General features: G+C 47.1%; 17 protein-coding genes. 7 read left to right on the top strand and 10 right to left on the bottom strand.

Translation table 11 applies throughout. From position 1 onward, the window contains the following. Positions 1-9 precede the first annotated feature (9 nt). The 5 genes from EHS89_RS16595 to EHS89_RS16575 all read right to left on the bottom strand — a co-directional run bounded on the left by EHS89_RS16595 (position 10) and on the right by EHS89_RS16575 (position 6,483). A complete protein-coding gene (locus EHS89_RS16595; protein ID WP_170167533.1) occupies positions 10-996 on the bottom strand; it encodes a DUF3080 family protein in 987 nt (328 codons plus the stop codon). 53 nt (positions 997-1,049) lie between these two features. After that, positions 1,050-2,420 carry an MATE family efflux transporter gene (locus EHS89_RS16590; protein ID WP_229753780.1) on the bottom strand — a complete coding sequence of 457 codons (1,371 nt, stop codon included), beginning with the start codon at positions 2,418-2,420 and terminating at the stop codon, positions 1,050-1,052. 78 nt (positions 2,421-2,498) lie between these two features. Further along, the gene (locus tag EHS89_RS16585) at positions 2,499-4,241 is read right to left on the bottom strand and encodes a PHA/PHB synthase family protein (RefSeq protein WP_124927287.1); all 1,743 of its coding nucleotides are present in this window, start codon (positions 4,239-4,241) and stop codon (positions 2,499-2,501) included. A gap of 186 nt (positions 4,242-4,427) precedes the next feature. Further along, the gene (locus EHS89_RS16580; RefSeq protein ID WP_124927286.1) at positions 4,428-5,942 is read right to left on the bottom strand and encodes a methyl-accepting chemotaxis protein; all 1,515 of its coding nucleotides are present in this window, start codon (positions 5,940-5,942) and stop codon (positions 4,428-4,430) included. Position 5,943: 1 nt separating this feature from the next. Continuing rightward, positions 5,944-6,483 carry a PAS domain-containing protein gene (locus EHS89_RS16575; protein ID WP_170167532.1) on the bottom strand — a complete coding sequence of 180 codons (540 nt, stop codon included), beginning with the start codon at positions 6,481-6,483 and terminating at the stop codon, positions 5,944-5,946. Between the two features lie 100 nt (positions 6,484-6,583). Between EHS89_RS16575 and EHS89_RS16570 the strand changes: the two genes are divergently transcribed. After that, a complete protein-coding gene (locus EHS89_RS16570; RefSeq protein ID WP_229753779.1) occupies positions 6,584-6,829 on the top strand; it encodes a glutaredoxin family protein in 246 nt (81 codons plus the stop codon). On the opposite strand, the gene EHS89_RS16565 is transcribed toward EHS89_RS16570, so the two are convergent. After that, positions 6,826-7,641 carry a TatD family hydrolase gene (locus EHS89_RS16565; protein WP_124927284.1) on the bottom strand — a complete coding sequence of 272 codons (816 nt, stop codon included), beginning with the start codon at positions 7,639-7,641 and terminating at the stop codon, positions 6,826-6,828. The two genes, EHS89_RS16570 and EHS89_RS16565, sit on opposite strands and share 4 nt — an antisense overlap. Continuing rightward, positions 7,638-9,671, bottom strand: a complete 2,034-nt coding sequence (locus EHS89_RS16560; protein ID WP_170167531.1) for a transglycosylase SLT domain-containing protein — start codon at positions 9,669-9,671, stop codon at positions 7,638-7,640. The genes EHS89_RS16565 and EHS89_RS16560 overlap by 4 nt, the downstream gene beginning before the upstream one ends. Positions 9,672-9,905: 234 nt before the next feature. Here EHS89_RS16560 and abc-f point away from each other — a divergent pair, with 234 nt between their 5' ends. Then, positions 9,906-11,792: a ribosomal protection-like ABC-F family protein gene (abc-f, locus tag EHS89_RS16555; RefSeq protein ID WP_124927282.1), complete on the top strand. Its 1,887-nt coding sequence runs from the start codon at positions 9,906-9,908 to the stop codon at positions 11,790-11,792. A gap of 115 nt (positions 11,793-11,907) precedes the next feature. Here the strand turns inward: abc-f and EHS89_RS16550 are convergent, their stop codons facing one another. Next, positions 11,908-12,345 (bottom strand): universal stress protein, encoded by a 438-nt coding sequence (locus EHS89_RS16550; protein ID WP_124927281.1) that lies wholly within the window; start codon positions 12,343-12,345, stop codon positions 11,908-11,910. A gap of 96 nt (positions 12,346-12,441) precedes the next feature. Here EHS89_RS16550 and EHS89_RS16545 point away from each other — a divergent pair, with 96 nt between their 5' ends. Both EHS89_RS16545 and EHS89_RS16540 read left to right on the top strand, forming a co-directional pair. Beyond that, complete coding sequence (locus tag EHS89_RS16545) at positions 12,442-12,948, top strand: hypothetical protein (RefSeq protein WP_124927280.1); 507 nt, start codon at positions 12,442-12,444, stop codon at positions 12,946-12,948. Between the two features lie 11 nt (positions 12,949-12,959). Continuing rightward, on the top strand, positions 12,960-13,181 hold the full coding sequence (locus tag EHS89_RS16540; RefSeq protein WP_124927279.1) for a DUF1653 domain-containing protein: 222 nt from the start codon (positions 12,960-12,962) through the stop codon (positions 13,179-13,181). A gap of 77 nt (positions 13,182-13,258) precedes the next feature. Here EHS89_RS16540 and EHS89_RS16535 read toward each other — a convergent pair whose 3' ends face one another. Beyond that, complete coding sequence (locus tag EHS89_RS16535; RefSeq protein ID WP_124927278.1) at positions 13,259-13,987, bottom strand: DNA topoisomerase I; 729 nt, start codon at positions 13,985-13,987, stop codon at positions 13,259-13,261. Between the two features lie 201 nt (positions 13,988-14,188). Here EHS89_RS16535 and topA point away from each other — a divergent pair, with 201 nt between their 5' ends. From topA to EHS89_RS16520, 3 genes are read left to right on the top strand one after another with little or no spacing between them, the layout of a single operon-like run. Further along, positions 14,189-16,855, top strand: a complete 2,667-nt coding sequence (topA, locus tag EHS89_RS16530; protein ID WP_124927277.1) for a type I DNA topoisomerase — start codon at positions 14,189-14,191, stop codon at positions 16,853-16,855. A 16-nt stretch (positions 16,856-16,871) separates the two neighbouring features. After that, the gene (locus tag EHS89_RS16525) at positions 16,872-17,396 is read left to right on the top strand and encodes a DUF6586 family protein (RefSeq protein WP_124927276.1); all 525 of its coding nucleotides are present in this window, start codon (positions 16,872-16,874) and stop codon (positions 17,394-17,396) included. Positions 17,397-17,432: 36 nt separating this feature from the next. After that, positions 17,433-17,693: a hypothetical protein gene (locus EHS89_RS16520; protein WP_124927275.1), complete on the top strand. Its 261-nt coding sequence runs from the start codon at positions 17,433-17,435 to the stop codon at positions 17,691-17,693. 102 nt (positions 17,694-17,795) lie between these two features. Here the strand turns inward: EHS89_RS16520 and EHS89_RS16515 are convergent, their stop codons facing one another. Continuing rightward, positions 17,796-18,254, bottom strand: a complete 459-nt coding sequence (locus EHS89_RS16515) for a cell division inhibitor SulA (protein ID WP_124927274.1) — start codon at positions 18,252-18,254, stop codon at positions 17,796-17,798.

The raw sequence follows: 18,254 nt of genomic DNA, 5'->3' as shown, positions 1-18,254 counted from the left end.
GGCTGGGAATTAGCGTTTAGGCATTAATCCACACTGGCGTAGTAAGTTCTGCCAGGCTTTAGTGTGCTGGTTTCGCGCTTCAAGGTAGTTGTGCCAAAGCTGGGAGGTTTCAGGGTCTATAACCCTGGTGTAATAATTTTTCGTGCTGGCAGGCGTTACAGTAAACTGGTTGATAAGCTGGGTGTTGATTCTGAGCCAGATTTTACCTTGCTGATCCAGGCGAGCCATGTAGGGCTGTAGTTGTGAAATATAGTATTTCTGAAAAACATTTTTAACAATATTCGCTTTAGATGTCGCTGTCTGGTTATAGCATAAGGGTCTTTGCTGTAGTCGATGCTGAATGAGTTCTGCGTTGAACCTCAGGGTCTGAGTAACCAGATACAAAGAGCGCAGCCAGCGGCTTCCATAGCGGTGGTTATAGAGTGTTTGATACTGCTGTTCCATTTGATCAAGCGCCTCAGGGCGGGTCCAGTCTCTGTTGCCTTTGTTCAGTGCTGCTATCTGATCCAGCACCTCCAGTGCCCGTACACTTTGTTGGAAACCGTCTTCTCCATCAAGGGAGAGGGCAGGTTCAGACAGAGAAAAATTCCGTTCGACCGCTTCACTGATGAAGATGCCGTTCCAGAGAGCCTTCTCAAAATTATCAGATTTAATCCTGAATATTGACTCTACCTGGGTGATTAGTTCTGGCTCAGCATTGGCCATCTTTAGTTGCTGCAGGCAGTCTCTGAGTCCGATAAACAGCTCTATCTCATAAACCAGCTGCTTCGATGGTGGCATCACTTTACCCAGAGAGCTATTTCGTTCTGCAACCAGATGAATAAGGCGGCAATGACGCAGGTTGAATACTTCTAACAGGCCCTGACGTAGGTCTTTTACAGGGAGTATTCTATCCCGACGTCGAGGAAAGACGGGAATCTTTAACGGGCTGCTCAGGTCTAGTTGTTTATCGCTGTTGAGACTGTTTGCAAGACGGCTACTATAAGTCTCCATCATGGTTTCTGGTCGCCCTTGGTCGCACCCGCTTAATATTAGCGCGATCAGGAGTACTAAGATGTGTGCACAGCGTGTCTGCATTTTATAGTTATTGTCCGGTAGCGAAGTAGTAACAGTATAGCGCCTACACAAAGGCCTATAACTAATCCGTACCAGAAACCTGCAGCTCCCATGGCGGGCAGCAGATAATCAGTCAGTGAAAGTAGGTATCCGGTTGGTAGTCCGATGACCCAGTAGGCGATAAAAACGATGAGTAGTGGGATCCGGGTATCTTTGTAGCCTCTAAGTATTCCGGCACTTGAAACCTGTATGGCGTCCGGTATCTGGAAGATTGCAGCGATGATGATCAGATGGCTGGCCATTTTGATAATAATAAGGTTGTCGGTGTAAAGGCCTGCGATAGGTACGGCGAATAAACTGATCAGAGTACATGAGAGCAGGGCGCCGGTGCCGGTAATCATAAAGCCGGTCTGGGCGGCTATTTTTGCCTCATAAAACTGTTGGCTACCCGCCAGGTGGCCGATTCGTATAGTCAGTGCCATCGCTATACTAAGAGGAATCATAAATACCATGCCGGTAAAGCTTAAGGTTATCTGATGCGCTGCGATCACGGTCTCACCCAGTCTGGCTAGCATGAGGGCAATAACGGAAAACATGCTGACCTCGATTAACAGCGTGATACCAATAGGCAGACCAAGACTTATCAGGGTGATCAGAGGTTTAGTGACAATGCGTGGCAAATTGATCAGTTTCAATTTATGAAAGTGGCTGGATAGGTGGAGATAGAAAACGGCGATGATAGCCATAATCCACATCACGATACTGGTTGCCCAGCCGCAACCTACGCCACCCATAGCCGGTATACCCAGTTTGCCGTAGATGAAAATATAGTTAAGCGGAATATTGCACAGCAGTGCCAGGATGCCAATTTTCATCAAAGGTTTGGTTTTACCAAATCCTTCACAGTAACTCCTGCAGCATTGATAGAGCATCATCCCTGGCACGCCCCATGACAGTGCATCAAGGTAGGCGAGTGTTTTTAATTTGAGGTTGCCTGACACCTGCATGTAATCAAGTAGCATGCCGGTGTTGCGTAGCGTAAACCATGCGATGAATGAGGCGATAGCTGCGATATATAAGCCTTGATTAAAGGTGATTCGAGTGCGTAATAGCTGATTAGCACCCACCTGATGAGCGACGATAGGGGTGATAGCCATCAATACGCCGCCTAATGAAAGCATGATCGGCAACCAGATACCGGCACCCAGCGCGACAGCTGCGAGGTCTTCGGCGCCATAGCGTCCTGCCATCAGAGTATCGACAAAGCCCATGGCTGTTTGAGATAACTGGGCGATCATGATGGGAACGGCTAGCGTGAGAATGGTGCGGGCTTCAGAAAAAGAGATAAAACGAGCTGCTTTCAAAGTGATAGTCTGTTCAGGTGAGTATGGAAACAAAAAAGCCGGAGCATAGCTCGGCTTTATTATCAGCAGTTCAGCAGATTAGTCAACGCGGGTCGCTACATAACGGCCTGGCGCAGGCTCAATCTCTTTAAAGGTTTTATTGCCATAGGTTTTTGGCGCATCAACCTTCTTGCCGGCCTTAGGCTTAATCCACTTGGACCAGTTTGGCCACCAGCTGCCTTCCTGACGTTCAGCTGTCTCTAGCCAATGGTCGGCACCCTGGCCAAGTTCACCACCAGTCCAGTAGTTACGACGATTCTTGGAAGCTGGGTTGATGACACCGGCAACGTGGCCGCTGGCACCCAGAACGAATTCGATCTTGCCCTGCATCATCTCAGTACCTTTGAAGGTACCTTTCCATGGCGCGATGTGATCTTCAATGGTGGACAGGAAGTAAACCGGGATAGTGATATCACGCAGGTTGATTTTCTCACCACAGATAGTCAGAGCGTCTGGCTTTGAGAGCTTGTTATTAATGTACATCTCATTGATATAGAAGTTGTACATCTTAGCTGGCAGGTTAGTTGAATCACCATTCCAGTACAGGATATCGAATGGTGCCGGATTCTGACCTTTCAGGTAGTTGTTAACCACATAGGACCAAACCAGATCGTTTGAACGAAGCATATTAAAGGCGGTCGCCAGATTACGACCGTTCAGCAGGCCTTCATCATCAACTTTCTGAGTCAGCTGTTTAACCTGCTGCTCATCAATGAATACACACAGGTCACCCGGATCAGTAAAGTCTGTCAGCGTGGTCAGGAAAGTTGCAGAGGCAACGCTCTCATCTTTACGCTTCGCCATTACGGCAAGGGTAGAGGACAGAATAGTACCGCCAATACACCAGGATACAGCGTTGATCTTTTCTTGCTCGGTAATCTGTTTAACGGCATCAATGGCTTTCAGGGTGCCGTTTCCAACGTAATCATCCCAGCTGATGTCGCGCTGATCGATGGTTGGGTTGACCCAGGATACCAGGAATACGGTCTGACCCTGATCAACACAGTACTTAACGTAGGAGTTATGCTCCTGAAGATCCATGATGTAAAACTTGTTGATACATGGCGGTACGATCAGCGTCGGACGGCTATACACTTGTTCAGTGGTAGGCTTGTACTGAATCAGCTGTAACATCTCGTTTTCAAATACCACAGCACCCTCTGTGGTAGCGATGTTTTCACCCAGAGTGAAAGCGGATTCATCGGTCATGGTGATGCGGCCTTTCTCCACATCGCCTAACAGGTTTTGCAGGCCATCGATCAGGCTCTGACCTTTAGTCTCTAATGCCTGTTGTAAAACTTCCGGGTTGGTTACCGCAAAGTTTGTTGGCGACATCGCATCGATATACTGTTTGGTATAAAACTCGAGTTTCTTCTGCTCGTTTTCGCTCAGATTGGCATTTGAAGCCATCTCATTCAGCAGGTTAGAACTCAGCAGGTATGACTGCTTGATGTAAGAGAAAACCGGGTTCTGGCTCCACTCTTCAGCAGCGAAACGGCGATCACCTTTAAGTGGCTGTGCAACAGGTGACTCAGCGGACTTACCGGAGAATATATTTTGCCAAAGATTCATTTGCGCTTGCTGATAATCAGTAATGGCGCGTACCCATACGGTTGGATCTTCGAAAGAGCGAGACGCAAGATCAGTCCATGATTGGGTAAATTGCTTGAAAATATCTTCACTGCCAGCAGAAGAATACATATCAAGAACTTTCTGGCTTTCCTGGTTCAGATAGTTAATGAATTCTTGAGGGTTGGAGAGAATATTGCTGTTGTTTTCCATAAAACTGCCTTCTTTCTGAAGCCTACCTAGGATGCGATGCCAGCTTCTAAAGGCGGCTATCGTATCTGGATATCTGGCTGAGAATCGGATTCTGTTTGTACACCCTGATTATCTATTGATGCTCATATATTGGTTACTTATCAAACAGAGCTGTTGAGCATAGACAATTTGATGCGCCGCAGCAAGTCATTGTGGCGCTACTTTAGTTAGATGTTTGGGGTTCTTTCGATCATATTCGTCCATCATATCATCGATACATTGAAGGATCTTATTGCTCTCATGTTCAGCGTTGTCCATAGCTGAGACAATTTTCTGCCGAACATCAGTGCTGTTTTTCCAGTCTTCTTCGCTTAGTCTTACTGCCTCCTGGACCGACTGATGTACCTGAGCATGAGGAGATTCAATTTGTGCATATGCACTGGTCTGGCTGAACTCTTTAGCGCCTTCCCCCTCATAATACCATTTACCCAGCCGGCACTGTTTATGAGAGGTGCAAATTGCCGCGGTTTCAGTTTCGTGCTGATTGGTATGATCCAGTGCTATATAGCCGTTCTGTTTGAAGATTATGTGATCGACTTTCGCCAGCGTACCAAAGGTGCGGTTTTTCGCCCGGGTGATATACCCCAGTGTCTGTTGAGCAGCCATTGAAAAGTTTTCAAACCTATCAGTAAAACTGGTTACCAGTTCGGATAGGTCAGCGCTACGTTGCTGAGAGGCTGTGGTAAGTTCCGCCATATCATTAACACGATTGCTGAAATGGTTGATGGTCGCTGTGATATCGGCGGCAGCGCCTTTAGTCCGGTTGGAAAGGGCTTTTACCTCATCCGCTACAATAGCAAAACCACGACCATGCTCGCCGGCCCGGGCAGCTTCAATCGATGCGTTGAGGGCTAACAGATTGGTTTGATCTGCGATGTCGGTAATAGTGCTCAGGCTTTCCTGTACCCGCTTACTGTCTTCGCCCATTGATAGTACAACGTCGGCAACAGAGTTGATTGTGTTGCTGACCTGATCTAAAAGGTGGGTGAGATCATTTACCGACTGTTGGCTGAGTATTGCTGCCTCATCATTTTTTGCGGCAATGCTCTCAATGTTGATCATTTCATCACTAATTTGCAGCAGGTCCTGCTGATTTCGCTTAAGATTTGCGATCAGATTGCGGGTGTTCAGGCTGTGTAGCTCTGATTGAAGAGCGTTGCTCGAGATGAATTCCGCACCTTCACCCATAATGGAGATGGAGCGGTTAATCTGATTTAAAGACTTCTGTAGGATGCCGGGCATGCCTATGGTTTGTGCCGGGCGATCATACTTACCTTCGGCAGTACGGCTGAAACATGCATCTACCTCTTTAAAATAGCACTCAATATAATCGAGTAATTCATTTAACTCCCAGGCTATTTTGCCAGCCTCACCCAGCTTTTTAACTTTGGTAATACGCTGATGGTATTCACCGCTATTAGCATTGCGCAGGGTGCTGTGAATTTTGTTAAGAGCGGCAATGACAGGAGTGCTTTTTATCCAGATATAGATCGATAGAACAATAATTAAGAGGGTTGGTAGTAGAAGGGTTGGGTGAAAAAAGCCTAGTAAGGCGCACAGAATGAGCTGCGACAGGGCAACCAGAATCAGGGTGCTGCAGAGCATGGTGATTCGGGTTGAAAGAAAAGGGCTGCCAGCGCTGACATGTTGTTCAGTTTTCATATTAGCATTCACCCTGATCCAGATTTAGAATGAACTCCTGATAACTCAGGTTGGTATGCGCTATCTGTTCGATTAAATAATGTTGGGCGCGTTGCATGCCCGTATCAGCAGAGGATTGTTGCTCAATTTCTAACATTTTTTGATATATAGGAATGATTTTATTAATTGCCTCTCTGGTTGGCGCCCTGCGAACTGAGTAGTAACCCAGCAGTTCACCAGATGCAGAGTAGTCAGGGGTAATATTGGCCAGCACCCAATAGAAATCGCCGTTATTGCAACGATTAATCACATAGGCGAAGAACTCGTTGCCGGTCTGAATGGTGTCCCATAAAAGCTTGAAGCAAGTCCTGGGCATATCCGGATGGCGAATGAAATTATGCGGGCAACCGATTATCTGGTCCTCTCTGTAACCCGATATTTTCATAAAAGTCCGATTGGCATAAGTTACTATGCCCTTTTGATCGGTTTTGCTAATAATCAGCTCTTGCCTGCTTAGTAGTTGTTCCCGGGAGGGTGCAGGTGAGGATGAAATGTTGCTCAATACTGTATCTCCACTTCTCAGATTATTTCATTAAGTTACAATTGGTTTGGGATTGCCAGTGATACTTGCCTAATTTGGGTAAGCCTACGAAGGAGTAGCAGTGAGAAATTTCTTATTAATGAGCAGTGTTGGTTGTCATTTATGCGAACAGGCAATCGATATTCTGGTGCAGAATATGAACCCGGAGTTACATCAGTTGGAAGAGGTTGATATCGCTTTCGATGATGCTCTGATGGATAAATACTCGATTCGAATTCCCGTGCTAGTGGATGAGCAGTCAGGCGCTGAACTTGGCTGGCCATTTGATGCGGACCAGCTTCATCATTTTATTCAGCAGCTTATTTAGCTAGCAGCTTTGAGGCTAAACAAGCGCTCACAGTTGTTCTCACACTGATCGGCCAGCTGATACGGATCAATTGCGCGGCTAAGGGCAGCCTGTTCAAGAATATAAGGCAGGTATTGCGGCAGGTTGCGGCGGCTTTTGGGTTTTGGGCGCATGCTCCGGGGAAGCAGATAAGGGGCATCTGTTTCCAGTAGCAGTCTATCTGCGGGAATATCTGGCAATAGGTTGAATAGCTCGGACCCCCGACGTTCATCACAGATCCAGCCTGTGATACCAATATAGAGATCAAGGTCCAGATAGTTGTACAGCTCTTCTCTGGTGCCGGTAAAGCAGTGGGCTACACCACCCTGAAGATGGTCTCTGAAGTGCGTTAACATCTCTGTTTGTTTCTTGTGAGCATCCCGTTCGTGCAGAAAAAGTGGCAGGCTGGTTTCTGCTGCTATTTCTAATTGTTGCTCAAATGCGAAAACCTGCTGCTCGGGCGTAGAAAAATTACGATTAAAATCCAGGCCTGTTTCACCGATGGCAATAACGTGCTTGCTTTGACTCAGTGCTGACAGCATTGAACGGGTTGAAGAGGTAAATTGACTGCTGTAATGGGGGTGAACACCGGCTGTGCAATAAAGTGTTGAAAGCTGTTGTGTGCAGAGTTCAACAGCTTGCTCTGATTCTTGTTCAGTGGTGCCGGTTATAATGAGGCGCTCTACGCCTGCTTTGAAGGCATTTTCAATTACCTGCTGACGGTCTTTTTCAAATACGCTATCGGATAGGTTTACGCCAATGTCGGTTAATTTGTAAGCTTGTTGATCGGTCATTGGGTCAGTGTGGCTTTACTGTTTAGCTGAATGAAGTCCCGTAATTGTTTTGCCTGCTGGGCTCCGGTTGAATTTTTCATTGCCAGCCGGAAGGCTGTCTTATTGTTCAGCAGGTGCGCAGGCTGGCCTGCCAACGTTCGGTAAATAGCATGATAAGCCATAACGCTCATGACATATTTGCGGGTTTCATTGAAAGGTATGGTTTCAATCCAGATGTCGATAGGCAGATCTCCCCTAGCTTTAAGCCAGTTTTTTACCCGGTGAGGACCCGCATTGTAAGCCGCGGTGGCATATACCTGATTTTCCTTGAAGCGTTTCTGCATCTCGGCAAGATAGGCAACACCCAGGCTGATATTGGTTGCAGGTATATACAGATCTGCAGTGTTTTTGTAATTGATTTTGTTTTTTCGGGCAGTATCTCGCGCTGTTTTAGGCATTAACTGCATTAGCCCTCGCGCACCAACGTGGGATCGAGCGTAAGGCTGATAAGCACTTTCCTGCCGTGCGACCGCTCTGGCCCAGTTCGTATCAATAGCGAATTTACCCGCCCGTTGTTCAAAGAGTTTCTCGTAAGGCATAGGGAAACGCAGGCTGATGTCATCCCAGTGACGGGCTTTTGCGATCCCTCTGATTGCAAGACTATGCCAACCCCAGCTATGTACTGTTGTTGCCGCAATTCTTAACTGGTCAGTATCCATTGCCTGGGTTAATTGATTCCACTCGCGTCTGCCAAGGTAGAGCTCATTTTGCCAGTACAGTTCCTGCATTCGTTTTACGGCAGCCTGATCAGCAAACTCACTAAGTAGAGCGTCATCGGGTTTGTCTTGCGCCGGATTTAGTCTGAAGCGGGTTTTAAGTACCTGGGCTGCCAACAGACCGTAGTAGCTACGGGCCTTGCTTAGTTTTAAAAATGCATCTGAGTATTCAGGTTTCAGGCCGCTTAAATGGCTGGCGGCAATCGTTTTCCAATAAACCCAGTTTTCATTTTGCTGGATGTCATCAGGCAGTTTATCGATCAGGTTATATATCTTTTTCCAGTTTTGTTGCACTAATGCGAGTTTGAATCTTCGGCTCTGGATCTCTTCATCAAGCGGACTGTTTACCTGATCGATCAGCGCATCGGTATGTTTATCGTTTTTACTGGCTAAACGGCGGGCAAGTGTCTGATTTAATTTCAGTTGCTGGTTGTTACCAATGCTGAGTTGTGGGCGAACCTTTAACCATATTTTTGTAGCTGTCTGTGGGCTTTTGCGAGACAGGCGTTCAATCCCGTAAAGGTAGCTCGAACGACTGGCGATATTATCGCCGTGCAGAATGTCTGTGTTCTTAATAAGCGCAGGATTGTTACGTATCTGAAGGAATTTTGCAGTCGCTTGTTTCTGGTCTTTTTTTGTAATAAAGCGTCGTAGATATTTAGCCAGCGAGATGCTGTTTTTATCAACGGCTTTCCAGAAACGTTGATATGCAAGGTCACTGTCCGGGCCTTTATGTTTTGAGATCCAGTGATCGAACACCGGATTACAGGCATCCGAGATTGAATGGCCCTTGTTCCAGAGTGTTTCAATGTTTTTAAGTGCTTCGGCCTTCTTGCCTGTTTTTAATAAGGCGGTGCGGTAATGGCACTGGTAGCGTTCTTTACTGATAGCCGCGTTGTTATACGCAGTCAGATACTGTTGCCAACGTTGTTTACCTGCCAGGTAACCTAACCATCGTTGCTGTAGCAGATAGTTGGTCGGTATGTCTTGATACTGTTTTGCATAAAGATCGATCTGGTGTTGGCTAACCTTATCAAAATTGTGTTCCAACTCACGTTGTTCCAGGTAGGGATACAGCGGATAGTCGGTGAGTCTGGCCTTAGTTTGGAAATACTGTTCAAGCTGATCTGCTTTCAGCTGTTTACCGGCTTGTTGATATAGCTTGCGTTGTTGCTCCAGACTCTGGCTGGCATAGCTATTAGCGGACAACGTAGCGCTGAGCAGGAGGGGGAAGAAAAGAAACAGGCTTTTGAGTATTCGGTTGCAGTGAGTCATTATCCATAACATCTGTAATCGGCAGTAACCACATCATAGCTGGAAAGCCGGACTAAGTTCGAGAAAAAACATCAGATTTGAATAATTTTTCATGAATTTTGATTACCGCTAACTACTGTTTCTATCTGAGTTGCCACCGAAAACCAGCGGTTGGAATAATTAGCAGCTATTTAACCCCTCCTGAAGCAAATTTTTCTGTAGAATATGCCTCCAATATTTCAGGTGGAATGAATCATGGCTTTGATCAGGCTGGACAAGGTTTCTGTCGCATTTGGCGACAAACAGTTGCTGGATAAAATCGACTTTCAGTTGGATAAAGGTGAACGGGTCGCTTTGGTAGGGCTTAATGGTGCCGGAAAATCAACCTTGCTAAGGGTTATTGCACGTCATCAGGTAACCGATGAAGGTGAAATCTGGCAAGACGGTGGTGCCAGAATTGCAGAGCTACAACAGGTATTGCCCGCAGCGGATGAACGGCTTGTCAGAGATGTTGTTGCTTCGGGCTGCGCGTCTGTGGTTGCAATGCTTGAACGGTATGAGGCACTAGCTGTCAGCCATGAAACTGCAGATATGGCAGAGTTGGAACGGCTACAGCATAAGATTGAAGATGTTAATGGCTGGCACTTACAGCAGAAAATTCAGGCCGTACTCGACCGTCTTGAACTGGATGGCGACCAAAAAATGTCAGCCTTGTCAGGCGGTTGGCGTCGACGCGCGGCATTAGGTGCCGCTCTGGTGCAGGAGCCTGATATTCTGTTGCTGGATGAGCCAACCAACCACCTGGATATCGAAACTATTGAGTGGTTAGAAAAACAGGTGATGGATTTCCGGGGCGGTGTACTGTTTATTTCCCACGACCGTTCCCTGGTTGAAAAGCTAGCGACCCGAATAGTAGAGCTGGACCGTGGTCATCTGACCTCTTTTCCTGGCAATTATGCCGCGTACCTGACGCAAAAAGAGAAAATGCTGGAAGAGGAAGCTCGTCATAATGCGTTGTTCGATAAGCGTTTGGCAGAAGAAGAGCGCTGGATAAGGCAAGGTATTAAGGCACGTCGAACCCGTAACGAGGGGCGGGTAAGAGCGCTGAAAGCGTTACGTGTTGAGCGAACTGAAAGACGTGAACAGCAAGGTAAAGCTAAGTTTCAGATGGACAAGGCTGACCGTTCCGGCAAATTGGTTATTGAGGCTGAGAATATCGGTCATGCGTTTGCCGGCGACCTGATTATCAAAGACCTGACGGTTTCTATACAGCGCGGCGATCGAATCGGTTTGATAGGCCCTAACGGTGTAGGTAAGAGTACCCTGTTACAAATCCTGTTGGGGCAGTTGACGCCGGAAAAAGGCAATGTGAAGCTGGGAACCAGCCTGAATGTTGCCTATTTTGATCAGCTGCGAGGCAAGCTTCAGCCTGAAAAAACCATCATTGATAATATTTCTGAAGGTCGTGAAAGCATTACCATAAACGGTAAGTCCCGGCATATTATCAGCTACCTGGGGGACTTCCTGTTTTCTCCCGAGCGGGCCAGAACACCGGTTAAAGCACTTTCAGGTGGCGAATGTAACCGGGTGATGTTGGCAAAATTATTTAGTCAGCCGGCTAATCTTCTGGTACTAGATGAGCCAACCAATGATCTTGATATCGAGACTCTCGAGCTCCTTGAAGAGATTCTGCTTGAGTATCAGGGAACCTTGTTGTTGGTCAGCCACGACCGTGCCTTTCTTGATAATGTTGTTACTTCGACTCTGGTGTTTGAGGGTGAAGGCAAAATTCAGGAATATGTCGGTGGATACAACGACTGGTTGAGGCAGCGCCCTGGTGTAGGTGTTAAAACGGTTTCTGCAAAGTCAAAACAAGAGCTGCCTAAGGCTGTTGAAGCTGAGCCGCCTAAACCTGCGAAGAAAAAATTGAGCTATAAACTGCAAAGGGAGCTCGATTTGTTACCAGAGCAGTTGGAAAAAGCTGAGGCTGAGCTGGAACAGTTAACGGAAGAGACCGGCGCGGCAGATTTTTACACTAAAGACCATGCTTTAGTGGCTGAGAAACTGGCGGCGCTGGAGGCGATTGAGCAGCAGGTAGAAGTGTTGATGGATCGTTGGGTTGAGCTGGAGGCGATGCAGTAACGGTGAGGCTAATGCTGATCAGGCAAGGCCTTAAAGCTAAGCCTGTTCAGTTAGAACAGTGCAGTAGCAGGGCGCTACTGCATTAGCTTAAGCACTGAAAGCTGAAGTAGCGCTGCTACTCTTCACTAACCCTGATAGCCAGTACATCGCACTTCGCACCGTGGAGAACGCCGTTAGCTGTTGAACCTAGCAGTAGAGCCAGACCATGTCGTCCATGGCTGCCAACAATGATCAGATCACAGTTTTGCTCTTCAGCAAGGCGGTGAATCTCAGTTTCAGTGTGGCCGGATACGACATGTCGCTGGTGTACTGGGTAATCCAATAGTTCACAGTAACGTTTCATCTTACTTTGAGCATGTTCATCCAATTGTTCCTGAATGGCTGTCAGGTCCATAGGGACATCACCGCCATAAGCAAAGCTTAGTGGTTCGATAACATGCACCAGCGATAGTTGAGCATTGCAGTTTTCTGCCAGCTGTTTAACTTTGCTGGCAAGCTGATCAGATTCATCTGACAGGTCGACCGCGACCAGAATATGTTTGTAAAGGGACATCCGGAATATCTCCTGTTGTTTCCTGTCTATGAGAGTAGCATAGAGAATCCGGTTTTAAATCTGACCAGGATCAAAATAGTTAATTGAGGTAATTCAATGAAGTGGGCCATTATTGTTGTGATTATGATGTCACTGCTCGGGTCAATGATGTGGGTGATGCCAAGCCCTCGTCAGCGTTTTCTGGCGACGCTTAGGCTGCAGGCTTCACGAATGGGGTTTCATGTACAGATTGTCAGAATGACGCCTCCCCGTGCTGCCGGCCAGGTTGAGCCTGAAACGCTTAATTCGACGGCGTATCGTTTGCCGCGTTTTAATATAGAAAAAAAGCAACGGGAAAATTTTTCTGAATGGCAGGTGTTTCGTCAAAGCGCAATTGCAAATGAAGGCTTACCGGTAGGCTGGAGTTGGGGCGCTGGGGAACGGGCGCTATCTGAAGTTCAGCTTGAGACATTGAATAATTTCATTGCTGAATTGCCTGATGGGGTTGTATCAATCGAATCCACTCCGGTGCATTTTTCGTTGTTCTGGGACGAAAAAGGTGATGAAAATACACTTCAGCAGTTGCACGATCTGATGCAGCCTATGCTGGAACAACAGTTTTGATGGAGGTTTGGATGGAACCGTTACAGGTCGGTATTTACCGGCACTATAAAGGCGCTGAGTACCGCGTATTGCATACTGTGCGTCATTCTGAAACTGAAGAGTGGCTGGTGGTTTATCAGCAGTGTTATGGCGATGAGGGGCTCTGGGCAAGGCCGCTGGCGATGTTTAGTGAAACTGTAACTGATGCCGAAGGGAAGGTTGTTCCCAGGTTCCGTCTGGTAGCAGAAGCTTAAGCGTTTTCTGTCTCTGTGTTTAGGGGCTGAATCTAAGGGCTGAGTTTAGGCGCCAGATCTGTTGGCGATCTATATGGCTACTGTTCTTCCTTACTACTCTTTTCCTCCAGTTGCGACAGTGAGGCGGCCAGATTGCCTGCCGCCATTGCGCTGCTTGGGCGGGCTTTGTTAAGTAGTGCTCTTATTTTGTCTATATAGTCCTGTTTTTTCTTCTGGGGTACGTTGGTTCGGGCAATAATCGCCTTAGCATGCTTGTAATGTGACATCGCTATCAGCTTTTCGTCACGGCTAAGATAGTGATTGCCCTGCTCGATATGAGCATCGGCAAATACACAAACGTGTAACCAGTACAGGTCTTGTTGGTACTGTTTCGCTTTTATTACACTCAACTTACCCAGTCGGGTCATCTCAACCAGTAATTTTTCTGCATGTTGAATGTGTATCTGAGCTTTTTTCAGGGCTCTGTCGTTAGTAAAACCGCCCGGCATGGGCGCTGCCCGGTCAACTGTCTCTTTTTGGGCACTGATATCAGCTAATAAGTCGGAGCCAGGTGCTAATGAAGTGATCTCTTCAATCATGGAAACAATGTAGCTACTGAGCGTGTCAGAAATTTCATTACGACAGTTGGCTTCTTTCAGGATAGTTAAGGTCACCAGCGCTTCATCTGACTTCTTACGCAGCTCCTTCAAACGCTTAGTTCGGTACTCATGTCTTTGTTCCCTTGAGGAAATAAAGTAATTCACCAACAGGGCGATCAGACCTATTGCGAGTAAAGAAAAAATAAGAATCAGGTTGTCTTGCAGCATAATCTCAGGTAGTTGTAATTAATAAGAGAGTGATAATGGATGGCAGCTTACTGTATTTACGCTACCAGAAATATACCTTTATTAGCCATTTTTCTTAAAAAAACAGTGTGTTTTCTATCTTAAGCTTGACCCTGCATGTTACAGACCTTATATATGCACGCTGTTTGTATTGCTACATCTGTTCCGAAGGATTGTGTAAATATGGGTAAATCCCTTGTTATTGTAGAGTCACCTGCTAAAGCGAAGACCATAAATAAGTATCTTGGTAGTCAGTTTGTGGTTAAATCAAGTGTGGGTCACATTCGTGACTTGCCTACCAGCGGCTCTGGCAGCGCAGCTAAATCTGATCCTAAAGAGCGTGCCCGTCAGGCAGCTCTGACACGGAAAATGTCGCCTGAAGCTAAGGTTAAGCATAAAGCGAAGAAGGCTAAAACTCAGTTGATCGCTCGAATGGGTGTTAACCCTGAGAAGGACTGGGAAGCGCAGTATGAAATTCTGCCGGGCAAAGAAAAGGTCGTTGATGAACTCAGACGATTAGCCAAAGACGCCGACACTATCTATCTCGCGACCGATTTGGATAGAGAGGGGGAGGCGATTGCCTGGCATCTGCGTGAAGCGATCGGTGGTGATGATGACCGATATCGTCGGGTAGTCTTTAATGAGATCACCAAAAAGGCGATACAGGAAGCATTTGAGCAGCCTAGTGATCTGGATCTGAACCGGGTTAATGCTCAGCAGGCCAGACGTTTTCTGGACCGTATTGTTGGCTATATGGTTTCGCCCCTGTTGTGGGAGAAAGTTGCCCGTGGTTTGTCTGCCGGCCGGGTTCAGTCGGTTGCTGTGCGTCTGCTGGTGGAACGGGAAAAAGAGATCCGTAGTTTTATTCCGGAAGAGTTCTGGGAAATTCATGCTGACACCCAAACGCCTGATAATAAGGCGATTCGTTTTCAGGTAGAAAAATACCAGGGAGAAGCATTTCGTCCGGTGAGTGAGGCGGAAGTAAAGTCGCACCTGGATCAGTTAGCTAAGCTGGAATTGAAAGTTGCCAGTCGTCAGGACCGGCCGACCAGCAGTAAGCCTTCGGCTCCGTTTATTACTTCGACACTGCAGCAGGCCGCAAGTACCCGGCTTAGTTTCGGCGTAAAGAAGACCATGATGCTGGCTCAGCGCCTTTATGAAGCGGGTTATATTACTTACATGCGAACCGACTCGACCAACTTGAGTGGCGAGGCTGTAGCAGCATGTAGAGATTATATTCAGGAAAACTTCGGTTCTAAGTATCTCCCTGAGAATGCCAATCTATATAGCAGTAAAGAGGGCGCGCAGGAGGCTCACGAGGCGATTCGTCCTTCTGATGTGACTATTGAGGCGACTTCGTTAAAAGGTATGGAGCGTGATGCTGAGCGACTGTACGAGCTTATTCGCCGTCAGTTCCTTGCCTGTCAGATGATGCCAGCTCTGTATACCAGTAGCCGGATTACTGTAAATGCCGGTGAATTTGAGTTGCGCACCAAGGGTCGCATTTTACGCTTTGATGGTTACACCAAAGTGATGGCTGCCCAGGGCAAAAATGATGATGTTATTTTGCCAGAAGTTAAATCCGGTGATCTGCTAACACTTGATCAGTTTGATCCCAAGCAACATTTTACTAAGCCTGCGCCGCGTTTTACGGAGGCAAGCCTGGTACGAGAACTTGAAAAACGGGGTATCGGTCGACCATCTACCTATGCTTCGATTATCTCGACCATTCAGGATCGGGGTTATGTTGAAGTTCAGAATCGACGTTTTTATGCTCAGAAGATGGGCGATATTGTGACGGAGCGTCTGGTTGAAAACTTTACTGACCTGATGGATTTTGGCTTTACTGCGCGAATGGAAGAGTCGCTTGATGATATTGCGACGGGTAGTGCCGAGTGGAAAGAGCTTTTGAATCAGTTCTATGGCGGTTTTATCAATCGTCTTGAGCTGGCTCAGCATCCAGAAACGGGTATGCGACTGAATGCACCGACGGCAACGGATATTCCTTGCCCTAGTTGTGGCCGGGAGATGATGATTCGTACGGGTACAACCGGCGTATTCCTGGGTTGTTCCGGTTATGCCTTACCCCCAAAAGAGCGCTGCAAGAGCACAATGAACCTTGTTCATGGTGATGAAGTTGTGAGTGTTGATGGTGATGAGGAAGAGGAATCACGGATTCTTCGCAATAAGCATCGCTGCAAAATTTGTGACACAGCGATGGACAGTTACCTTATTGATGAACAGCGTAAACTACATATCTGCGGCAATAACCCTGACTGTTCAGGTTTTGAAGTTGAACAGGGTACGTTCAAAATCAAAGGTTATGACGGTCCGGTAATCGACTGTGATAAATGCGGCGCTCAAATGCAGCTTAAAACGGGCCGCTTTGGTAAGTTCTTTGGTTGTACTGCGGATGAGTGTAAGAACACCCGTAAGCTTCTGAAAAGTGGTGAGGCAGCGCCGCCGAAGATGGATCCGGTGCCTATGCCTGAACTGGAATGTGAAAAAGTTGAAGATACTTATATCCTTCGGGATGGGGCATCCGGACTCTTTCTTGCTGCGAGTCAGTTCCCGCGTAAGCGTGAAACCCGCGCACCCAAAGTCGCTGAGCTATTACCGCATCAGAAAGAGATAGATCCGAAGTACAGCTTTCTGTTTAGTGCGCCGGTGAAAGATGATGACGGTAATCCGACGATTGTGCGTTACAGTCGTAAGACCAAAGAACAGTATGTAATGACAGAAGTTGATGGCAAAGCGACCGGATGGCGGGCATTCTATCAGGGTGGTAGCTGGGTGGCTGAAAGTGCGAAGGCTAAAGCTAAAGCAAAAAAGCCCGCTAAGAAGAAATAACTGACGGAGAGCCTGAATGAGTGGCGTGTATCTGACCAGAACTAATCAGAAGCTAAACTTTACACGGATTCACCTGGATGCGTTGAAAGATGCTCAAGACTCAACCGGATGGAGTAAGCACGCTCTTATTGAGTCCTACAATGAATCGGTGCTGTTCCATATGGTATCAGCATATAGTTCGTTGTTACGTGAGATCGCAGAGCAATACAGTTTTGAAGCAGATAAAATTTCAAAGCTAAGTCAGCTGGTTGCGCAGATGGAGAGTCAGGGGTTGGAAGCGCCAGAGGTGTCAGAGCTTCAGTTGCTGCATAACAACCCGCAAAGCTGGCTACATCATCTGTTAGCTGCATATAAGGCTTGCTGGAGAGCGGAAGATCATCAGCAGTCTGCGGCTCAGGCAGAAAGTGTTTCTGAAATTCATGTAATGCAGATAAACCCTGATCACTCAGAAGATGCCGATATTGTGCGTGAGTATCAGGACTGGTTTGCTGAGTTTAAGTTGCTTGTTGAGCGGCTGAGAGCCGGTATGCAGGAATGGTAGCAGTAAGACTTGTAAAATATTAAAGCCGAGAATGTTATGTCTGATATGTTTCTGGAAATTATTGAGTTAGATGACGGGCAGATAGCGCTGCGCAGGGCCGACTCCGATGATGAACCGATCATGAAAATCAGTTTTTCTGATGATGTTCGCGAGCAAATGGACGGTGACTGTATCGATATAGCTAAAGTAATGCTGACAGCGGGTATTCATATGATCTCTGATCTCAATGTTAAAGCAGCATCTGAGATAGAAACAAATGAAGAGCCTGCTGAAGAAGCGCCGCGAACTATTCATTAGTTAATATCGGATACTTAAATAAAAAAACAGCGCATTAAGCGCTGTTTTTTTATTTACAGAGGGTTGCCAGGTGTTGTGATTGCGAGGTCCTGATTATGAAGCTTAGGAAAGTTGTCGGTCACGAATTACAATGCCATGACTTTGTCCGTTGCTGGCAGCGGCTTCCAGTCCGTGTAGTTGCTCATTTGTCAGGCTGCCCGGCCAACTGATAACCGCATGGCAAGTGCCTGCTGTTAGCGCCTGGCAGGCTAGCTGATAGGTCGAGTGGCTCTGATCTGGCTGCAATAGCATAATTTTGTTCAGGTCAATGCCGGCAGCCTCGAGCAGGTCCTTTGGCAGAGTTGCCGGCGGGGCTATCCATGCGAACCAGCGGTCATCTTTACTTAGTTGTGCAAGCAGTGGCAGTAGCATAGTCATCTGTTCAAAGTTGCTACTTTGCAGAACTATTTCTGTTACTTTCCCTGCTAATCCGGCTGGATCAGACTGGGGCGGTGCAACAGGGCGAATCAGGCCGGGTAGCGTTGGTTCTGAATGATTATATCTGTTTGCTGCTTGCAACAT

This window comes from Amphritea balenae (assembly GCF_003858655.1).
Taxonomy (GTDB): domain Bacteria; phylum Pseudomonadota; class Gammaproteobacteria; order Pseudomonadales; family Balneatricaceae; genus Amphritea; species Amphritea balenae.
Note: the sequence above shows the minus strand (reverse complement) of the source record. Positions and strands in the feature narration are given on the sequence as shown.